Below are 18,997 nucleotides of genomic sequence, written 5' to 3'. Positions count from 1 at the left end.
TATTTTAGGTGTGCAAACTCTCTAAAAAACTAATTTCGGTAGTTGATTCTTTCGTCATGGTATCTAGTTGATTCCATACTGCTTGTAAAAGACTATCACAACCTGAACCTGTAACGGCAGAAATTAAGAAAATAGGATCATCCGTCAAAGCTTGAAACTCTGAGATGATGGTATTTTGGCTTTCTTCATCAATAGAATCAATTTTGTTCAATCCAATAATTTGAGGGCGATCGCACAATCCTTTTCCATAAGCGGATAATTCTCCTTGAATAACTTGATAATCATGGATAGGATCATCAGAATTAACATCTACTAAATGAACTAAAAGACGAGTGCGTTCAATATGACGTAAAAAATCGTGTCCTAAACCAATACCTTCAGAAGCACCTTCAATCAACCCCGGAATATCAGCAAAAACCGTACCATCTCCAGTAGGTTTACGAACTACTCCTAAGTTAGGTATAAGAGTAGTAAAAGGATAATCAGCAATTTTTGGTTTAGCAGAAGATAGAGAAGAGATAAGAGTTGATTTTCCAGCATTAGGAAGCCCGATAATACCAACTTCTGCTAACAATTTCAATTCTAACCTTAATTGTTTAATCTCTCCTTCCAATCCGGGCAAAGCATATTCAGGAGCTCGGTTACTGTTACTGAGAAAATGCTGATTACCTAAACCACCTTTGCCACCTTTTGCGATTAAAAATGTTTCATTTGGATGAACCAAATCAGCAATTAATTCTTCTGTTTGTGCATCATAAATCATTGTCCCACAGGGTATTTCTAAAATTAGATCTTTTCCTGCCGCACCTGTTCGATTATTTGGGCCTCCTCTACCACCATCATCTGCTTTAAAACGACGAGCATATTTAAAATCTAATAAAGTTTGTAGTCTAGGAGTCGTTGTAAAAATTATCGAGCCTCCTCTGCCACCATTACCTCCTGAAGGGCCACCTGCTGGAACATATTTTTCTCTACGAAAGGCTACAATCCCGTCACCACCTTTTCCCGCTTCTGCTTCTATCTCTACTTGATCGATAAATTTCATAAACTACGATTAGTCTTCTTCTTGACTAAATTTGAAAATAGATCCCTATTGTACCGTATCTCAGTTTTTAGGGAATAGGTGCTGTTGCAATGGGTAATAGTTTTTAAAATTTTTACTAATTTTTAAAAAGGTAAAAAGCTCAGATTAAATACGTTTCAGCTTATATGTATGGTGTAATATCTTCATTACAATCATCTGCCAGAAAAGAAAGAGAACGAAATCTTAAACCTACCATTTGATCATATAAAGGATTTAATTTGCACATGGGTGGAATATGAACTATTTTTTTCCCAAATAATTTAATATCTCGTTCAAAAGGGCATTGAGGAGGAATCATTTTACATAGAAAACGAGCAACTCTGGGATCATTTATATCCATGCCATCTAACCATTTTTTCACAGGTTGCAATAAATCAGGATGATTTGCTTCTTCTATTTGTTCATTTTCGGGATGCCAAAGGGTTGATTCTAAAGATTTTAGCGCTTCTAAATCTAATCCTAGTGCCGATTGAAATTGATGAACTGTATCCGCTTCTTGTTGACTATATACACCATTTGCGATCGCCATCATTACCGCAGTACGTAAAAAATTTTCTTTAGTATTAATATCCTCTCCTAAAGCCTGTGCTAATTCTTCAGGAGAAATGATTTCTAAACTACCTAAATCAGTACAAGGAATTAATTCATCTTGAGTGAGACTAGCAATAAATTCTTTTTCTTCAGGATCAAAATTACCATCAGCATAAGCCACGGTGAGTAAACCTCTTAACCATGCAGAAATTTGTTGAGAAGTATATTTATTAGGATCGCAATTTGTCGTCATAAATTAAGAATCAAGATTCAAGACTATAAAACCATTGTAACTTAGGATTTTTAGCTTGAATCATCGTGTTTTCTCTACAATTATTAACGGTTAAGAACATCATTTCTGTGTTGTACAGAACCGACAATTTTAACTACTTCATCTATGATATCTGGTGCAACCTTTAATTCTTGTAAAGTAATCACAAGATTTTCAGCGATCGCATCAAAATGAATATCTGTTAAACCCTTATTAGCAACTAATTCTTGATGTGCTTTTCTCATCTCATTGCCATCAAAGCCATCACTACCGCCAAAAGCATAAGTCATAAAGGCTTTTTGATGAGCTTTTTGTTTTACCATGTCAGTATTAACAAAAAAATCTTTAACTCGGTCATCCTTTAACACTTTGTCGTAAAATATATCTACAGCTACGTTAACTGCTTCTTTTCCGCCTAACTTTTCGTACAGTGTAGTCATAAAATGATATTCTATTATTGCATAACGTTATTTTGTCTCTATCTTACTTTATTAAACTTGTTCAAAATAAATGATTATTTGCGATAAGGATAAGATCGATCATCGGGAATATTATTAAAAATAAGAGCGACTATATACATAATAAAAATTGAACTGAATACAGGATTAAATAAATACAAAAATCCTAGAGCCTTAATTTTTGTAGAACCAATCACAGCAATTAAAGCCGTTGCTCCGCCAGGAGGATGTAAGGTTTTTGATATTTGCATAAAAACAATGGATAAAGCTACGGCTAAACCTGACGCAATCCAAATAAAATTTGGTGAAGGAATTAATTTAGCTATACTAACACCAATAAAAGCACCAATAAGATGACCACCAAATAAATTTCTTGGTTGAGCTAAGGGGCTATTTGTTGCACCATAAATTAACACAGCAGATGCTCCAAAAGAGCCAATCAAAAAAACATGATCAGATAATGGTAGTTGAGAATTTTGTAAGAATCCAATCAGAGAAATGCCAAAAAAAGCACCCAAAAAAGTCCATAAATGATCGATTGGTTTTAAAATTGTTTCCCGATAAATAATGTATTTCGCTATGCGATAGGCTTTTTTCTTTCTTAATCTTTTTTGAATATGACGAATATACTTTAACATTTTATCAATGCTATTTTTACATTATGTATAAAAATATACCAAAAATTTTATGGAGATTGTTATAGAAAAATTGCCACGAGTGCAAAAACAAAATATGATACAAAAGATATTAGATTTAATGTTTTAAAATGCCGTTTGCCAAAATTTTAATTGCTAATCGAGGAGAAATCGCTCTGCGCATCATTCACAGTTGTGAAGAAATGGGTATCGCTACAGTTGCTGTTCATTCTACCATCGATCGTAACGCCCTTCATGTAAAATTAGCAGATGAAAGTGTATGTATAGGGCCTCCTCCTAGTAATAAAAGTTATTTAAACATTCCTAATATTATTTCGGCGGCTTTAACTAGAGGTGCGGAAGCAATTCACCCCGGTTATGGATTTTTAGCGGAAAATGCTCGTTTTGCCCAAATTTGTGGTGATCATCAATTAAAATTTATTGGTCCTAGTCCAGATTCTATCATTGCTATGGGAGATAAATCTACGGCTAAAAAAACCATGCAAAATGCTGGTGTTCCAACAATTCCGGGTAGTAAAGGTTTAATTACCGATGAACAAGAAGCGGCCAGAGTTGCCGCAGAAATCGGTTATCCCGTAATTATTAAAGCTACTGCTGGTGGTGGTGGTAGAGGGATGCGTTTAGTTAAAGAAGAATGTGATTTAAGTCGATTATTAGCAGCCGCCCAAGGAGAAGCCGAAGCCGCCTTTGGGAATGCGGGAGTTTACATTGAAAAATTTATCGAATTACCTCGTCATATTGAGTTTCAAATTTTAGCGGATAGTTATGGTAATGTAGTTCATTTAGGAGAGCGTGATTGTTCTATTCAAAGAAGACACCAAAAATTATTAGAAGAAGCTCCTTCTCCTGCTTTAAATCCTAAAATTCGCCAAAAAATGGGACAAGCCGCCGTAAAAGCCGCAAAATCTATTAATTATGTTGGAGCTGGTACGGTAGAATTTTTATTGGATAAATATGGTAATTATTATTTCATGGAAATGAATACCCGTATTCAAGTAGAGCATCCTGTCACAGAGATGATTACGGGATTAGATTTAATTAGAGAACAAATTGCCATCGCTCAGGGGGAAAAATTATCATTCCGTCAGCAAGATATAGAAATTCGAGGTCATGCCATTGAGTGTAGAATCAATGCGGAAGATCCTGATCATGATTTTCGTCCAAATCCGGGGAAAATTATCGCTTATTTACCACCCGGTGGTCCTGGGGTAAGGATGGATTCTTTTGTTTATCCAGACTACGTTATTCCGCCCTATTATGATTCTCTTATCGGAAAATTGATCGTTTGGGGTAAAGATAGAGATACTGCCATAAAACGGATGAAACGAGCTTTAAGAGAATGTGCTATAACAGGTGTCCCGACAACCATTAATTTTCATCGTAAAATTTTAGAAAACCCTGAATTTTTAGCAGGAAATGTTTACACAAACTTTGTCGAAAAAAATATTCTAAATTTATAATTTTCTTTTGAAGAAAAATCTCTTTTTACTAAAAGAAATAATTAAACTATATTAAAAATACTAATGAATATTGATAATTATAATAGTTATGAAAAATTAGTTAATTTACTATTTGAACATAATATTGATACAACGAATTGGCATCATCAATATGGAAATAAAACTCTTGAAGAGTTATTCACAGAAATAGAAAAAGGAGAATCAACCTTAGAAATTATTAATGAGAAATTAGTACGATTATTAAAGGTTAGTTCTATTGATGTTAAATTTCAATTAGGAAATAAATATTTTCAATTAATAGAAGATCAGCAAATATTTTTAAGTAGTGTAGTCAGAAAAAGAGAATTATCAACAATAACCGAAAAACTCACGAAAAATGAAATTCCTTTAATGGGTGCTTATCGAGGTTTAGAAGAAGAAATTGGCTTAAAAATTGATTCAGGTTTAGTTTTTGAAGGAGAAACTACTTGGGAAAAATTTGCTCCTAGTTATCCTAATTTACTGACTACTTATCAGCTTTTTAACTATTCAATTATTTTAGGAGAAAAAGAACTTAAAAAGATTAGATTTTCAGAATTTCAAGAAGAAGAAAAAATACTCAGTCTTTTTACTTTAAAACCTTTAGAAATTAAGCAATAAGGCTGAATGTAGATAGATTATTGTCCACAAACCACTATAAATAGTGTTTAAACCTAATAAAAATAATTATTCTAGGTAATTTGTTAAAATCCTATTTCCCTATAGCAATCCTAAATCATTGGCAAATAATTAATGATTAAAAAATAAATCTGCAAATCTTACTACTATTTCACAAAAAGTCTGTCTTTATAGTAGAATAATCATCAATTTCTTATCTCAACTCAAAATTGTAGATGAAAATATTTCTATTGAGAAAACAATTTTTTCGTTCTATTTGAAGAAGATTCGGTTAAGATTACCTAAAACAGTATTAGTATTGTCCCATTGTGTGGGCGTGAGGAGTTAATATCAATGAATTTGAAGAAAGATGCCTTAAAAATACTTAAGGAAACAAGTCGAACTTTTTATATTCCCATTAGTCGTTTACCAAATGGATTACAAGAAGCCGTTACATCTGCTTACTTATGTATGAGAGCTATCGATGAAATTGAAGATCACCCGCACATTGATAATCTTACCAAAGCTAAAATATTAAGAGATATTAGTCTAGCTTTACAATCAGGTCATGAACATATTACCCATGAGGAAATGGCAAAAGCAATTAAATCCTATGAGTATATAATACCTGAGGTTAGTTATCGTTTTGGTGAATGGGCTTTACTTGCACCTCCTAGTATCGCAGGAAGAATTTGGGACGCTACAGGAGCAATGGCTGATAGAATGGCTTATTGGTCAGAAAATAATTGGACAATTAAAACTAAATCTAATTTGGATCAATATACTTTTAGTGTAGCTGGTTCTGTGGGTTTATTATTATCTGATTTATGGGGATGGTATGACAACACTCAAACAAATCGAGAGGATGCTATTGGTTTTGGTAGAGGCTTACAAGCAGTCAATATTCTCCGAAATCATCAAGAAGATAAAATTAGAGGAGTGAGTTTTTTTCCTCAAGGTTGGGAGTTAGAAGATATGCACCATTATGCCCGTTATAATCTCAGTTTAGCTGATGCTTATGCAAAGTCTTTACCAAAAGGTCCTGCTTTACAATTTTGTCAAATACCTTTAACTCTTGCTCATGCTACTTTAGAAGTCTTAATTTTAGGTAAACCTAAGCTAACACGTAATGATGTGATGGCTTTGGTTGCCCAAGTATGTGGTTAAATTGAGATCTTGCACCCACAATAAAATATACTGATGGGGGTAAGAGGGAAGAAATTTATTTGTTTATAGATAACGAGATTATATAGAACTTCAACGAATCTTAACTTAATTGTTGTTTCTAAGTTCTAAATTTTATATTCTAAATTTTATTAGAGGAGGCAAAAGTTGAATTACTGGGTACAAGAAAGACTACAATGTTTACAAGAATCTTTTAATCAAGAATACTGTGATGATATAGATAACGTAATTGATGTTGTTGCCTCTTGCTTTCAAGGTGGAAATACGTTATTGATTTGTGGCAATGGTGGCTCGGCGGCAGATGCACAACATATAGCGGCGGAGTTTGTCGGCAGATTTCAAATTGAACGTCCGGGTTTACCAGCTATTGCATTAGGTACAAATCCAGCGACTTTAACAGCGTGGAGTAATGATCATGAATTTGAAACAATTTTTGCCCGTCAAGTACAATCTTTTGGTAAAAAGGGAGATATTTTATGGGTATTGTCCACTTCGGGAAAATCTAAAAATGTGATTCTGGCTTTGAAAGAAGCTAAAAAAAGAGGTTTAATCACTATTGGTATGGCAGGAAATAACGGTGGTATGATGAGGGATTTAATTGATCATCCTCTTTTTGTCAGGGAAAAAAATACTCCGTACGTCCAAGAAATACATTTAATGACATATCATCGTATTTGTGAACAAGTAGAGGCTCAATTATTTGCTCATAACACCATCGAAAAGCCTTTGGTAGCAAGTTAAAATCTTATTAAAGTAAAGATAATTCCCCTGCTACTTCTAGACGTTTATAGTCATCAATGCGCAGAAACTTGTCTCCTAAATTTTCAGCTACAGTAGGGCTAATCCATCCCATTTGTTTTAAAACATGAATGGCGGTGGCACATTTTGCCCGTTTACTACCATCAAGAATTTTGATAGCTAAACCCATATTTTGACTCATATTACCAATACATTGGATACCTTCAGCTCCTGATTTACTAACTAATATTCCGTCAGTCAAATTCATTAATTCAGTGTCGAAAGCTCCTTCTCCTGCTATCATTGTGGGGTGATTTGTCATAGCTCGAATAATTCTTTCTAAATCGATGTTATTACCTGAAGCTAGTTTGGCGTATAGAGTAGCCATTTGTCCTAACTCTAGGGCGTAAGTTGGTACTCCGCAATCATCTCTAGCTGTCATAATTTCAGCCGCTGGAATAGATAATAATTCAGCTACTTTCTGTAAGATTAATTGTTGTACAGGATTAGAACGATGAAAATAATTATCTAAATTCCAATTTCTCTGTTGACACACAGCTAACATTCCTGCGTGTTTTCCTGAGCAGTTATATTGTAAGGCACTATCTTTTCCGTTAGGAATAGGACATTTAAGATAACTTGGTTCAATATCTGCCCTCCACAAAATATTAAATACTTGTCTGGCTTGTTCTATATTACCTTGATGGGAACTGCAAATAATGGCTAAATCTTTATCATTTAAGTCAAATCTCTCCATTACTCCAGTACTTGTAACAGCTAGAGCTTGAAATGGTTTCATAGCTGATCGCATAAAAGAAACGGTTTCTGTATTTCCAGCCACAGCGAGAATTCTACCTCTATCATCGGCAACTACAACTTCTCCTTGATGAATCGATTCAACGATGCCTTCTCTGAGAAGGTGTATTTCTAAACGAGGATGGGGAGGACGTTTTAATCTTGTCATTTTTAATCTAAGTAATAAGTAATAAGTAATAAGTAATAGATAGATAAATTAGTTATTCCCTATTCCTTAATCATTCTGTGTTCATTGTCTATTATCTAGTCTTGATTGTCAATTGATAGTTATCCATAATGCCAATAAACCAGTGCCTATTAAACTTAATAACAAGATAAAACTTTTTTTTAACTTAATTAGAATTGGTTGAACTTGATACTGAAAAATAAGTTGATCTCGACGATAAAATTCTAAAGGTTTTTCCCATATTTGACCGTCATACCAACTTGACTCTTCATAGACTATTTTTGTTTTTTTTAGGCGATCGCCAATATATGACCACCCTAAATATAAACGGACTAAAGAAAAAGTAACAAATAAAGATGCACCTAAACCACTAGACAAAATAAAGGCGAAACTTTGTTCTTTTGGGAAAAAACTTGCTGCGGAAATAGGTGTACAAATGAATAAACTTAATATCCATACCTTCGTTAGTTTAAGGGCAAATTCCCACTTAGATAATGTCGCCCATTGGAAAAACCATGATTGTGCTAATTCTTGATATTCATTTACAGGTTGTTGCTCTGGTGGTACAGGACAAAAAGTAGTTGAAGGTTGATTCATAAATCAATTAATAATTAACAACAGCTTATCAATATTTTTTTCTTACTTACTTTGAAAAATAGTTCTTTCTGCACTTCCCCAAAAAGCCTCTAAATCGTAAAAATCTCTGGCTTCTGGCAGGAAAATATGAGCAATAACGTCACCATAATCATGAAGTATCCAATTTCCTTCATTTTTACCTTCTATTCTTGTAGGAAGACGATGTAATTTTTCATAAACTTTATCTTCGATAGCCATAGAAATTGCTCGCAATTGTGGTTGAGAAAAACCTGTCATAATCACAAAATAATCTGCTAAATAAGATAATTTCTCTACATTTAACAATATGATGTTATTTGCCTTGCGATCATCAGCAGCATCAGCAATCATTAAAGCAAATTCCTGACTGCTTATAGAAGACGAAGTTGGTTGATTAATTTTTTGTTCGGTGGAATAGTTTTCGATGTGTAAATGTGATTTAGTCATTCAAATTCTTGATCTCTTTTCTACAATTATAAATAGATGCTAAGGTTTTTGGTTAATTCATCTTTGCTAATTTGAATTGTAGTTATCATAAATTGACGATTTGATATCTAAAAATTAACAATTTATAAATGTTTTTTTATTACTAATATGAGATTTTTAATAAAATGTATTTGTAGTTCATTACGCTTTCTTTCCTTATTAATAACTCTTTTTATTTTGAGTATTATTACTTTTTTGATTTATATTTATCAAATAGAGCCACAATGGATTGAATTAAAAAATATTGATCTAAATTTACCTAAGTTAAGTCAAGAATTTGAAGGATGGAAAATAGTTCAAGTCAGTGATATTCATATCAGCGAATGGATGACAGAAAAAAGGTTAGAAAATATTGTTAATTTAATCAATGAGCAAACACCAGATATAGTAGTTTTAACAGGAGATTTTTTCTCTGATAACATTACTTATTCCCATAGAGTTAATACAGGTTCTATTTCTTATCTCAATAAATTTTCTTCTATCTTTCAACGAGTTATGAATAAAATAGGTTTTTATAAGTCTAAATTTGTAACCAGATCTTTTGAGGATGATAAACAAGTTTTAAGTAAAACTCTCAAGAAATTAAAACCTCGTTATAAAAGTTTTTCCGTCTTGGGAAATCATGATTATAGTACAAATGTTGACTTAGTTCAAGAAGGCTTAAATGAAGCTAATATTATTAATTTAAAAAATGAGATCTACAGTATTAAAAATAATAACAGTATCTTTAATATTATTGGACTAGATGATATTTTATTTGGTAAAGATAATTTGGATTTAGTTTTGGAAAAATTACCACAAACAGGAGTTAATATTCTTTTAGTTCATGAACCAGATTTTGCACCCCAAAGTGCCGCAACTAATCGTTTTGATGTACAATTATCAGGTCACTCTCATGGTGGACAAATAACAATTCCTTTTTTTGGAGCACCTTTTTTACCTCCTTATGGGGAAATATATATTGATGGTTTTTATAAAGTTAAAAATATGATTCAATATACTAATCGTGGAGTTGGAATGGCTTATCCTTATATTCGTTTTAATTGTCGTCCTGAAATTACAATTTTTACTTTACACAAGCCCACGTAAGTTCAATATATATTTGTTGGGGAAAATGATACTAGGAGAACAGGGGAAGAGGAAAGAATTAACTTAAACATTATTCAAATTGATTTTCGACAATTATGGATCAAATTTAATTATTTTCAGTTGGTAAAATTTGAGATGTTATCAGTCTTCAATCTTTATTTTTCAAAGTTTTTACATCGAAGTGGGGTGAGATCAAATAATAAATAGACTATTGACAATGGACAATAAAGTGAACATTGAAAAAACACTATTGTCCATTATTCCTTGAATCATTATTGGCTGATATTATAGTACACCAAAACTAGATAAGCCTAAAATGACTCCAGCACCTAGCAAGTGTCCAAAACTGGTGGTAGCTAATACGGCTGGTAAGCCAAAACCACCAAATAATTCAGGACTAGGTAATTGAGGTCCTGAGTTAGGTTGTTGGATACTGAATTTACCAATGGCGATCGCTATAATATTACAAATGATCATAGTGATGGCAACGTTTAGATTCCATGTAATGGTAGTAGGAATAGCGGTGGCAACTAAAGAGGTTAAATATAACACTAATGTTCTCCAAAAATAATTGATAATGTTTTCAAAGTCTTAATTTTAATTCGTGAAGGGTAAAAAATAATTATTTTGTTGCAATACTTTGCATTTTTGTTAATTAATGTAAACTGTTAACTTGAGGTTAAGAAATAATAAGATGAAAACAGGTTTAATCGTTATTTGTGGTGCAACAGCAAGTGGTAAGTCTTCTTTCGCCCTAAAATTGGCTCAAAGATTGAATACAATTATTATTAGTGCTGATTCTCGTCAAGTGTATCAGGATTTTGATATTGGAACGGCTAAACCAACTTTACAGGAACAAACTTTAGTACCTCATTATTTGATTGATATTTGTCGCCCCACAGAAACTTTAACTTTAGCTGATTATCAAGAAAAAGCACAAAATATTATTAATTCTTCTTCTTCTATTCCTTTATTAGTAGGTGGTACTGGTTTATATTTAGATTCTATTACAAAAGGCTTGAAAATTCCTCGTGTTTCTCCTCAACCGAATTTGCGATGGCAGTTAGAATATTATAGTCAACAAGAAAAATATGGTTTTTTACAACAGGTTGATTCTAAATCCTGTAAAAAAATTCACTATAATGACGAAATTAGGACGATTAGAGCATTAGAAGTTTACTATGTTACAGGAAGACCAATTTCTGAGCAACAGGGAGAAAATCCACCTTTATATCCTATCTTACAAATTGGTTTATATTGGAATCGAGATGCTATTCATAAACGTATCGAACAACGCACAAAAATAATGCTAGAAATGGGATTAGTAACAGAAACGGAAAATTTGATTAATAAATATGGTTTCGATTTGCAATTATTAAATACCTTGGGATATGCAGAAATTAAACAGTATTTAAAAGGACAAATTTCCTTAAGCGAAGCAGAAGAATTAATCATTATTCATACTCGCCAGTTTGCAAAAAGACAACACACCTGGTTTAATGCCAATAAAAATATTATTTGGTTTAATGGAGATTCTTCCAATTTAATAGAAGAAGTATGGGATAAAATTAACAATTAAGAATTTTTTTATTACTTATTACTTATTACTTATTACTTACTTACAGTGCACCAGCAGCAGTTTGATCGAAAACACCACCACTTAAATGACTGGTTAAATTAATAGCTTGTAAAATGGGCATTCCATCTAAGCCATTATGATAATCAATGACAGTAACTGCACCATTACCTTGTTTAATGTTCCAAAAATTAGCTGGTTTTAAACCTAATAAATAACAGATAATTACTTTATTTATAGCATCATGAGCAGTGACTAAACCAGTTTTCATTTTGCCGTCTTCTAAATTTTCTTTGACGATTTCTTGCCAAGAATTAATTGCTCTTTGCCAAACATCATCTAAGTTTTCTCCTTCAGGCATTTGTACTGTTTCTGGTTTTTCTTTCCATTGATTTAATAATCCTGGATATTCAGCTTCTATTTCTTTTTCTAATTTACCTTCCCATAAACCATGAGAAATTTCCTCTAAATCTTTTTTGGTGGTTAAGGTAATATTAGGATGATTTTGCAAGATTATCTCTGCGGTTTCTTTCGGGCGAGATAATGGGCTTGTTACCGCAAAATCTAAAGGAATATCTTTCAGAAAGTCGGCGGCTTTTTGTGCTTGTTGTCTGCCATTATCATTTAAAGGAATATCTTTGACTCCCTGAAATCTTGACAGACGATTCCACTCGGTTTCCCCATGACGCACTAATAACAATCTTAATCCTTGTTTTTGCTCTGGGCGATAATCAGGTAACGGCATCCCTAAATGTGAAGTTTGGTTAAGAGATTCTAATTGTACTGGTTGTCCATAATCACCAGTAAAATTAAGTACGTTGATACAACAGTTAGATTGTTGAATGCTATGATAATGACTAGCTTCCATACCCAAGGCAGTAAGAATTAAACAACGATTAATGCCATTATGGGCAGTGATTAAAATTGTTTCGTTGTGATGGTGAGGAATGATTTCTTGCCAAAATTCTTCGGCTTGACGGTATAAATCTAAAACAGGATAAATTTCTTCACCGTCAAACGTCATTTTTAATTCATGGGGTTTTTCTTTCCATTGTTTATATTCATTCGGATATTCTCGTTTTACGTCTTCTTTTTTCCACTTTTCCCATATGGGTAAATTAATTTCTCGTAATTTTTCGGCAACGGTTAAATTTGGTTGATGTTGATTTAATTCTTGAATTATTTGAGCAGTTTTATGGGCTCTTTGTAATGGGCTACAATAAAAACCATCAATTTTTAAATTACTTAAGGCTTTTCCTAGCAAATTTGCCTGAATTTCTCCTTTTTCAGTAATTATTGACTCATTACAACGCCCTTGTATCATTTTTTGTGCATTGTAGCTACTTTGACCATGACGAACGATGATTACACGAGTAGTCATTAGAATATTTAATTAGTATAAGTGTTCAATTTACGGTTAAGAATAGGTTAAGCTATATTCTCAATTCTGTCAGTGGTAATTATATCTAACTTTTGTGCAATATAAATTTTATCTACTACGAAGAATTTTGCTCTACTTTGGCAATTTTTTATTTGTAGCTTAGTAGATATAATTCGTGAATTATCCTGACAGACGATAGAAGAAATAGTTTTTGATTCCCACACACAAACCGTAATTAAGCTAGTTTGCCTCTAATTTTATTGGTGAGAGTAGGCACTCATACAATAAAAAGCAAGTTTTTAGTCAAGGCAAGAGGTTTAAACCTCTTGTTAAGAATTAATAAAAAATGTAAGTTAAATCTGTTTCAGCTTAACAGTTTTTTAGAGCTTTTTGAGCTTTTTGAACTTTTTAAATTAAATATTATGATACAGTATAAAAAATAAATAAACAATCATCAAAATTAATAATGATAGAAAATATTTTTATCTTCTTAACAGAAGTATCACCCAAAATAAAACGTAAACTATGGCGTTGGTGGTACGAATTTTTAGCAAATTCTTATCAAAAATCTGATTGGGAATTTATGAACTATGGATTTGCTGATTTAAACTCACAATTAGCAACTTTAAATTTAACTGGTGATGATATAAAAAATCGTTATTTTATTCAATTATATCAATATGTAATTAATGGTATAAATTTAGAAGAAAAAAAAGTCTTAGAAATAGGATCAGGTAGAGGAGGTGGAGCTTTTTTTCTAGCAAAAACATTTAACCCTGAGCAAATTATAGGAGTTGATTTTTCTGAACAAAATACTTTATTAGCGAATAAACTTTATCATCTTCCTAACTTATTATATAAACAAGGAGATAGTGAAAACTTACCTTTTGATAATGATACTTTTGATGTTATTATTAATGTTGAATCTTCCCATTGTTATGGCTCAATGACTAATTTTGTACAAGAAGTTAAGAGAGTTTTAAAACCTGATGGAATTTTTGCTTGGGTAGATTTACGTCCTGTTAGTGAGCTAGAAAATTTAGAAAATATTTTTTTAATATCAGGATTAAAACAAATTAAAAAAGAAAATATAACGGCTAATGTGGTTAAAGCATTAGAATTAGTAAATGAATCAAAACTAGATTTAATTAATCTCAATGTTCCTAAATTTTTACGTCATGTTTTTCAAGAATTTGCAGGAATTAAAAATAGTAAAATATACAATGGTTTTGTTAATGGTGAAATGATTTATTTAAGTTATGTTTTTCAAAAAATTAATTAAAAATATCAGGAAGTAAAAGAATATATTCTATATCAAAATTAATCATAATTTCTTAAAAACTATAAGGCTTTTACTAAATTATGATCACTATTATAAACATAATTTTCTATACATAATTTTTCTTATTTGATGTAGAATTAAGAAAACAAGAGCAATTATTGGCACAAAAAATAGCACATTTTTGAAAATTTTTAGGGCAATTACCTAAATATAATATTCATTAAAATGTTGGGTTTTATGATCTAATTTAACCTATAATAAATCAGCTTTATTCTTTTAATAAAATTAAATAGTTTTCAGTTAACAATATTTATGAATAAGATTAATTAGGGTTTCTTTATTAAAAGGTTTTGGGAGAAAATCTCTTGCACCTGTTGATTCTAAAATATCCTTTTTAATGTTTGTTTCACCACTAATTAAAATAATAGGAACAAATTTAAAAATAGGACTACTTTTAAGAATTTGACATAACCGATTTCCATTAATTCCAGGCATAGAAACATCCATAATAATTAAATCAGGATTGCTTTTAAACAGAGAAGAAAGAGACTTCATAGGATCTGGAATAGTTGTTAAATTATATTTATCAGCATCTAAATAAGAGCTAATTATTTCTAACATTGCAGGACTATCGTCAATACAAACAATAGTATATTTTTGTTCAACAGGGACTAATTTTTTAGTTGTAGGTAAGTTGGGAGATAATTTTTGTGGAATTGGTTGAGGAATTTGAGGTAATAAATCTAAGGGTGATTTAGGAGGGTGTAATTGTAAAATTCCATGTTTAATATAAGTAGATAGTAATTGGGCTAATTTTAATTCATCTTGTTTAACAAAAAAAGCTAATTCACGCAGACTTAAGCCATGCATTAATTTTACTAATTGTTTTAACACTCCAAGAGAAAAAGTACCTGAAGGAACGGATTTTTCAAGTAAAGAAGTATTAGCACAAGTTGGTCTTTGATGAGGAGAAATAATAGTAGGACTTAATTTTTGCCATAGGTGCCATCGTTGTTCAATTTTTTTAATTAATGGCTTAATTTCTAATAAATATTCAGAATTAATTACTTCATTTTTTTGCCACTGTAAAGGTTTTATTTCTGGATTTAAAACTGATTCATTATGATGTTTACTGAGCCAAAAAAGTGATTCTAAAGCATCTTCTGTAATTTTCTTTTGTATAATAGCTTTTTGTTTAGCATTAATAAAATTATCTTTTTCTAAAAAATAAATTAGCTGTTTAATATTAGTTTTATTTTCTGTTAAAAAATCAATTCTGACTGTATTTTCATAACCAATACTGCGTAAATAATATTTAAGGGTATTTCCTGATTGTAACGAATGAGTCGCAAATTCTAGTTTTCCATCTAGTAAAGAAAGTTGCCAAGAAACAGCATTTTTTCTAATTTCTAATTGACCAGTTGTAGATGATAAACTAAGGTCTTCAAATAAATTAATCGGTTTTAAGGTAGTATTCATAATAGGTAATAAGTGATGAGTAATTTATAGAGGCAAATGGTATTCGCTCAAGTAATTAGTAATTTTGACATCGAAAATATATGTTATTTTGATTAATAAAGTGTTTATTTTTCATAATTATTTAGTAATTAAAAGTTCTAATTTTTGTAATAATTCTTGTTCGTTATAAGGTTTAGAAAAGTAGGCACTTGCCCCTAAGTTAAAAGCTACTTTTCGATGTTTTTCATTACTGCGAGAAGTTAACATAATAATTGGTAAATTATGAAATTCTTTTTTCCCTTTTACTTCTTCTAATAATCCATAACCGTCAAGACGAGGCATTTCGACATCGGAAATTACCGCTTTTACTGATAAACCATTAAATAATTTATCTACTGCTTCCCTACCGTCTTTTGCTTCTTCTACTTGATAACCAGCTTTTTCCAGGGTTAAAGCTAAGTAATTACGCACATTAATGGAATCATCAACTATTAAAATATGATTGCGAAATGGTGCTGGATGATAGATTTTAGTTAATTTGCTCACAGAATTATCAACCTGAATTGATGAGGCGGAATTTCCTAAGCATTCTTGCAACATTTCAGAAGGATCAATTAAAGGAATTACTCGCCCGTCACCCAAAATAATGGAATTATTGAAGCCAAGAGTTAAAGGAATTGGAGATTGTATCGGATACACAGTCACTTCTTGTTCACCCCAAACTCGATCAAGATAAATACCTCCTAGAGTGTCGTTATCTCCTACTATTACAAAGGTTGAGCGATCAATTTTTGGATTTCCTTTGAGAGGATTTGATTTATAAGGACGATTAAAAATTAAATGTTGTTCTAATTTAATAACAGGTATGTTTTCCCCTTTCCAAAGGGTTTTATCTTGGTTATCAATGGTATTAATTTCCCAAGTGTTAAAAGATTTTAATTCTCGAATACTATTCATTGGAATGGCAAAAACAAGCCCACTTCTTTCTAATAACATAACTCGTAAAACTGAGAGAGAAAAAGGGATATTAATAATAAAAGATGTACCGATACCTTCTTTTGTTTTTACTTGAATATCTCCTCGAATTTCTCTTAAATTAGTTTTTACAACATCCATACCAACTCCCCTGCCAGAAAGTTCAGTTACTTTGTCTTTTGTACTAAATCCGGGTTCAAAAATATAGTCAAGAATTTGAGCTTCTGACATTTTCTCGATGTCTGATGAAGGAATACCTTGTTGTAAGAGGCGATTTTTGATTTTCTGTAAGGCAATACCGTCTCCATCATCTTCAATGGTGATAATGGTTTGATTAGCACGGTTAACCGCCGCAATAGTAATATTACCTTGAGGAGATTTACCTTTAGCAATACGATTGTCAGAGGATTCTATACCATGATCAAAAGCGTTGCGTAATAAATGATTGAGAGGTGAATTAAGTTTGTCTAAAATGGATCGATCAATTAAAGTACCTTCACCTTTAATGTTGAGTTTAACCTGTTTTTTAAATTGTACTGATAAATCTCGCATCATTCTCGGAAACACTTTGACAACATCGGCAAAAGGAGTCATTTGTGTACGAGTGATATTTTTTTGCAAGGCGGTAGTAGTTTGATTTAACTCTCCGATTACCCCTTGCATATCTAACAATCCTAACTGAATATCGGTGCTAACCTCTTTGAGTTGTACAATGGTTTCAATCTGTTCTTGAGAAATCAAATGTAAATCTGTATAACGATCCATTTCCAGAATATCGAAATTATCAGTTTGAGACTCTTTAAGGATGGTATTAGATGAACCGTTACTGATGGCAGATGTTAAAATTTGAGAAGATGAAGTTATTAATCCTTCAATGGAAGCTCTATCATACCATTTCGTTAACTGTTGTTGGGATTCTTCTAATTGAATCATTCTGTCTCGTAATAAAGAAGCAAAGTTTTTCAACTCTTCCAATTGACGATTAATAGTATTTCTTTCGAGAATTAATTTACCAAAAATAGTATTAAATTGAGTTAATTGTTTGACAGGGATTCTCACCATTTGTAAGGCTTGTTCCGATGTGTTATCTTTTGTCAAAGAAGGCTCAATAATTTTCTTATTTTGATTATTTAAGATGGTTTGAGGTATTTTAATTTCTACATCTTTTAATGATAATGACTCTGATTGTTGTAATTGTGTCAAGTATTCATCATCAAGATTAAATTCTGTTTCTATGTCTAAATTAAAACCTTCGATTTCATCCCAATTCGTCTCATTCAATGAAGTATCAAAATTAAAGATTTCTGGCTCAAATATAGTTGGAATTTTATCTAAACTTCCTCGTAATACAAGAGAGTGCGATCGCTTCCAAATATTCACCGCCTGATGTGCAAAATTCGGTAAATCATCAGTCTCCATAAATAAAATTTGGGCTTGGATAGACTCAGAAAGTGCGGTAAAAGGTTCAATATCTGCCATTTGACTAAATACTATCAACTCTGCACATAAGACAATTAAACCCTGTTGTAATTCTTCCCCTGAAAGAGAAAAAATCTGCTGCTCAAATTGATTTAAAAGACGATCAACTTCTTCTTCAAATAGCTCTAATTCAACACCAGAGCTTTGTTCAAGGGCAAAAAGGGCATTTTCGTCATCTTCTTCTAAATCTCCTAAATATTGTCGTAAATTTTTAAAAATAGGATTAATTTGATTTTCGATAAAATCGTTATCAATGGGAGTTTCTTGACGATAGAAAGTGACAATATCTCTTAAAGCATCAACTCCTTTTAAAAGTAAACTTTCCACTTCACTGGTAAATAAAAGAGGATCATTTTTGACTTTGAGAATTTTGAAAAAATCTTCAATACGGTGAGAAACTTGACTTAAATAAGAAAATCCCATCATTCCCGCACCACCTTTAAGAGAATGTGCTGATCGCAATACAAGATCAAGACCAAAAGGATCGCAAGTGTCACTATTTAAAGTTAATAATACTGATTCAATTTGATCTAAATACCCTTGTGCTTCTTCTAAAAAATTGAACTTAATTTGCGTTTCTTTATCCATTAGTATAATAAGCTATTTTTTCAGTTAAATATTGAAGAAAAATCAAACATTATTGAATCATTAAAAC

General features: G+C 31.6%; 19 protein-coding genes. 7 read left to right on the top strand and 12 right to left on the bottom strand.

The genetic code is table 11. The annotated features are described in order from the left end of the window. Window positions 1-4: 4 nt before the first annotated feature. The 4 genes from obgE to GM3708_RS09690 form a co-directional block, all read right to left on the bottom strand. Complete coding sequence (obgE, locus tag GM3708_RS09705; RefSeq protein WP_066346121.1) at window positions 5-1,045, bottom strand: GTPase ObgE; 1,041 nt, start codon at window positions 1,043-1,045, stop codon at window positions 5-7. A gap of 160 nt (window positions 1,046-1,205) precedes the next feature. Beyond that, window positions 1,206-1,868 (bottom strand): Mo-dependent nitrogenase C-terminal domain-containing protein, encoded by a 663-nt coding sequence (locus GM3708_RS09700; protein ID WP_066346119.1) that lies wholly within the window; start codon window positions 1,866-1,868, stop codon window positions 1,206-1,208. Window positions 1,869-1,951: 83 nt separating this feature from the next. Then, complete coding sequence (locus tag GM3708_RS09695; protein ID WP_066346116.1) at window positions 1,952-2,326, bottom strand: group 1 truncated hemoglobin; 375 nt, start codon at window positions 2,324-2,326, stop codon at window positions 1,952-1,954. Between the two features lie 74 nt (window positions 2,327-2,400). After that, on the bottom strand, window positions 2,401-2,982 hold the full coding sequence (locus GM3708_RS09690) for an HPP family protein (RefSeq protein WP_082714051.1): 582 nt from the start codon (window positions 2,980-2,982) through the stop codon (window positions 2,401-2,403). 128 nt (window positions 2,983-3,110) lie between these two features. Here GM3708_RS09690 and accC point away from each other — a divergent pair, with 128 nt between their 5' ends. From accC to GM3708_RS09670, 4 genes are all read left to right on the top strand, one after another. Further along, window positions 3,111-4,460: an acetyl-CoA carboxylase biotin carboxylase subunit gene (gene accC / locus GM3708_RS09685; protein ID WP_066346113.1), complete on the top strand. Its 1,350-nt coding sequence runs from the start codon at window positions 3,111-3,113 to the stop codon at window positions 4,458-4,460. A 63-nt stretch (window positions 4,461-4,523) separates the two neighbouring features. Continuing rightward, entirely contained in the window at window positions 4,524-5,099 is a 576-nt protein-coding gene (locus GM3708_RS09680; RefSeq protein WP_066346108.1) for a hypothetical protein, read from the top strand. A 351-nt stretch (window positions 5,100-5,450) separates the two neighbouring features. Continuing rightward, a complete protein-coding gene (locus GM3708_RS09675; protein ID WP_066346103.1) occupies window positions 5,451-6,263 on the top strand; it encodes a squalene/phytoene synthase family protein in 813 nt (270 codons plus the stop codon). Window positions 6,264-6,428: 165 nt separating this feature from the next. Continuing rightward, on the top strand, window positions 6,429-7,022 hold the full coding sequence (locus GM3708_RS09670) for an SIS domain-containing protein (protein ID WP_066346101.1): 594 nt from the start codon (window positions 6,429-6,431) through the stop codon (window positions 7,020-7,022). A gap of 7 nt (window positions 7,023-7,029) precedes the next feature. Here GM3708_RS09670 and GM3708_RS09665 read toward each other — a convergent pair whose 3' ends face one another. The 3 genes from GM3708_RS09665 to rsfS form a co-directional block, all read right to left on the bottom strand. Continuing rightward, window positions 7,030-7,983 carry an asparaginase gene (locus GM3708_RS09665; RefSeq protein ID WP_066346098.1) on the bottom strand — a complete coding sequence of 318 codons (954 nt, stop codon included), beginning with the start codon at window positions 7,981-7,983 and terminating at the stop codon, window positions 7,030-7,032. Between the two features lie 108 nt (window positions 7,984-8,091). Then, a complete protein-coding gene (locus tag GM3708_RS09660) occupies window positions 8,092-8,598 on the bottom strand; it encodes a CGLD27 family protein (RefSeq protein ID WP_066346097.1) in 507 nt (168 codons plus the stop codon). A 42-nt stretch (window positions 8,599-8,640) separates the two neighbouring features. Then, window positions 8,641-9,063, bottom strand: a complete 423-nt coding sequence (rsfS, locus tag GM3708_RS09655; RefSeq protein ID WP_066346095.1) for a ribosome silencing factor — start codon at window positions 9,061-9,063, stop codon at window positions 8,641-8,643. 216 nt (window positions 9,064-9,279) lie between these two features. Between rsfS and GM3708_RS09650 the strand changes: the two genes are divergently transcribed. Beyond that, window positions 9,280-10,191, top strand: a complete 912-nt coding sequence (locus GM3708_RS09650; RefSeq protein ID WP_231932893.1) for a metallophosphoesterase — start codon at window positions 9,280-9,282, stop codon at window positions 10,189-10,191. A 285-nt stretch (window positions 10,192-10,476) separates the two neighbouring features. On the opposite strand, the gene psaK is transcribed toward GM3708_RS09650, so the two are convergent. Beyond that, window positions 10,477-10,743, bottom strand: a complete 267-nt coding sequence (gene psaK, locus GM3708_RS09645) for a photosystem I reaction center subunit PsaK (RefSeq protein WP_066346094.1) — start codon at window positions 10,741-10,743, stop codon at window positions 10,477-10,479. Window positions 10,744-10,885: 142 nt separating this feature from the next. On the opposite strand from psaK, the gene miaA reads away from it, so the two are divergent. Beyond that, complete coding sequence (gene miaA, locus GM3708_RS09640) at window positions 10,886-11,770, top strand: tRNA (adenosine(37)-N6)-dimethylallyltransferase MiaA (RefSeq protein ID WP_066346092.1); 885 nt, start codon at window positions 10,886-10,888, stop codon at window positions 11,768-11,770. Window positions 11,771-11,810: 40 nt separating this feature from the next. Here miaA and GM3708_RS09635 read toward each other — a convergent pair whose 3' ends face one another. Continuing rightward, complete coding sequence (locus GM3708_RS09635) at window positions 11,811-13,148, bottom strand: histidine phosphatase family protein (RefSeq protein WP_066346090.1); 1,338 nt, start codon at window positions 13,146-13,148, stop codon at window positions 11,811-11,813. A 47-nt stretch (window positions 13,149-13,195) separates the two neighbouring features. Beyond that, a complete protein-coding gene (locus GM3708_RS18700; protein ID WP_158505860.1) occupies window positions 13,196-13,372 on the bottom strand; it encodes a hypothetical protein in 177 nt (58 codons plus the stop codon). Window positions 13,373-13,614: 242 nt separating this feature from the next. Between GM3708_RS18700 and GM3708_RS09630 the strand changes: the two genes are divergently transcribed. Further along, complete coding sequence (locus GM3708_RS09630) at window positions 13,615-14,430, top strand: class I SAM-dependent methyltransferase (protein ID WP_066346085.1); 816 nt, start codon at window positions 13,615-13,617, stop codon at window positions 14,428-14,430. 300 nt (window positions 14,431-14,730) lie between these two features. Here the strand turns inward: GM3708_RS09630 and GM3708_RS09625 are convergent, their stop codons facing one another. Together GM3708_RS09625 and GM3708_RS09620 are read right to left on the bottom strand one after the other, a co-directional pair. Continuing rightward, entirely contained in the window at window positions 14,731-15,909 is a 1,179-nt protein-coding gene (locus GM3708_RS09625) for a PleD family two-component system response regulator (RefSeq protein ID WP_066346084.1), read from the bottom strand. Window positions 15,910-16,026: 117 nt separating this feature from the next. Beyond that, entirely contained in the window at window positions 16,027-18,930 is a 2,904-nt protein-coding gene (locus GM3708_RS09620; protein WP_066346083.1) for a hybrid sensor histidine kinase/response regulator, read from the bottom strand. Window positions 18,931-18,997 lie beyond the last annotated feature (67 nt).

This window comes from Geminocystis sp. NIES-3708 (genome assembly GCF_001548095.1).
Classification (GTDB): domain Bacteria; phylum Cyanobacteriota; class Cyanobacteriia; order Cyanobacteriales; family Cyanobacteriaceae; genus Geminocystis.
Note: the sequence above shows the minus strand (reverse complement) of the source record. Positions and strands in the feature narration are given on the sequence as shown.

Bases quoted from the DNA above. Each gene is read 5' to 3' on its own strand.
- obgE (WP_066346121.1), bottom strand. From the start codon at position 1,045: ATGAAATTTATCGATCAAGTAGAGATAGAAGCAGAAGCGGGAAAAGGT.
- GM3708_RS09700 (WP_066346119.1), bottom strand. From the start codon at position 1,868: ATGACGACAAATTGCGATCCTAATAAATATACTTCTCAACAAATTTCT.
- GM3708_RS09695 (WP_066346116.1), bottom strand. From the start codon at position 2,326: ATGACTACACTGTACGAAAAGTTAGGCGGAAAAGAAGCAGTTAACGTA.
- GM3708_RS09690 (WP_082714051.1), bottom strand. From the start codon at position 2,982: ATGTTAAAGTATATTCGTCATATTCAAAAAAGATTAAGAAAGAAAAAA.
- accC (WP_066346113.1), top strand. From the start codon at position 3,111: ATGCCGTTTGCCAAAATTTTAATTGCTAATCGAGGAGAAATCGCTCTG.
- GM3708_RS09680 (WP_066346108.1), top strand. From the start codon at position 4,524: ATGAATATTGATAATTATAATAGTTATGAAAAATTAGTTAATTTACTA.
- GM3708_RS09675 (WP_066346103.1), top strand. From the start codon at position 5,451: ATGAATTTGAAGAAAGATGCCTTAAAAATACTTAAGGAAACAAGTCGA.
- GM3708_RS09665 (WP_066346098.1), bottom strand. From the start codon at position 7,983: ATGACAAGATTAAAACGTCCTCCCCATCCTCGTTTAGAAATACACCTT.
- GM3708_RS09660 (WP_066346097.1), bottom strand. From the start codon at position 8,598: ATGAATCAACCTTCAACTACTTTTTGTCCTGTACCACCAGAGCAACAA.
- rsfS (WP_066346095.1), bottom strand. From the start codon at position 9,063: ATGACTAAATCACATTTACACATCGAAAACTATTCCACCGAACAAAAA.
- miaA (WP_066346092.1), top strand. From the start codon at position 10,886: ATGAAAACAGGTTTAATCGTTATTTGTGGTGCAACAGCAAGTGGTAAG.
- GM3708_RS09635 (WP_066346090.1), bottom strand. From the start codon at position 13,148: ATGACTACTCGTGTAATCATCGTTCGTCATGGTCAAAGTAGCTACAAT.
- GM3708_RS09630 (WP_066346085.1), top strand. From the start codon at position 13,615: ATGATAGAAAATATTTTTATCTTCTTAACAGAAGTATCACCCAAAATA.
- GM3708_RS09625 (WP_066346084.1), bottom strand. From the start codon at position 15,909: ATGAATACTACCTTAAAACCGATTAATTTATTTGAAGACCTTAGTTTA.
- GM3708_RS09620 (WP_066346083.1), bottom strand. From the start codon at position 18,930: ATGGATAAAGAAACGCAAATTAAGTTCAATTTTTTAGAAGAAGCACAA.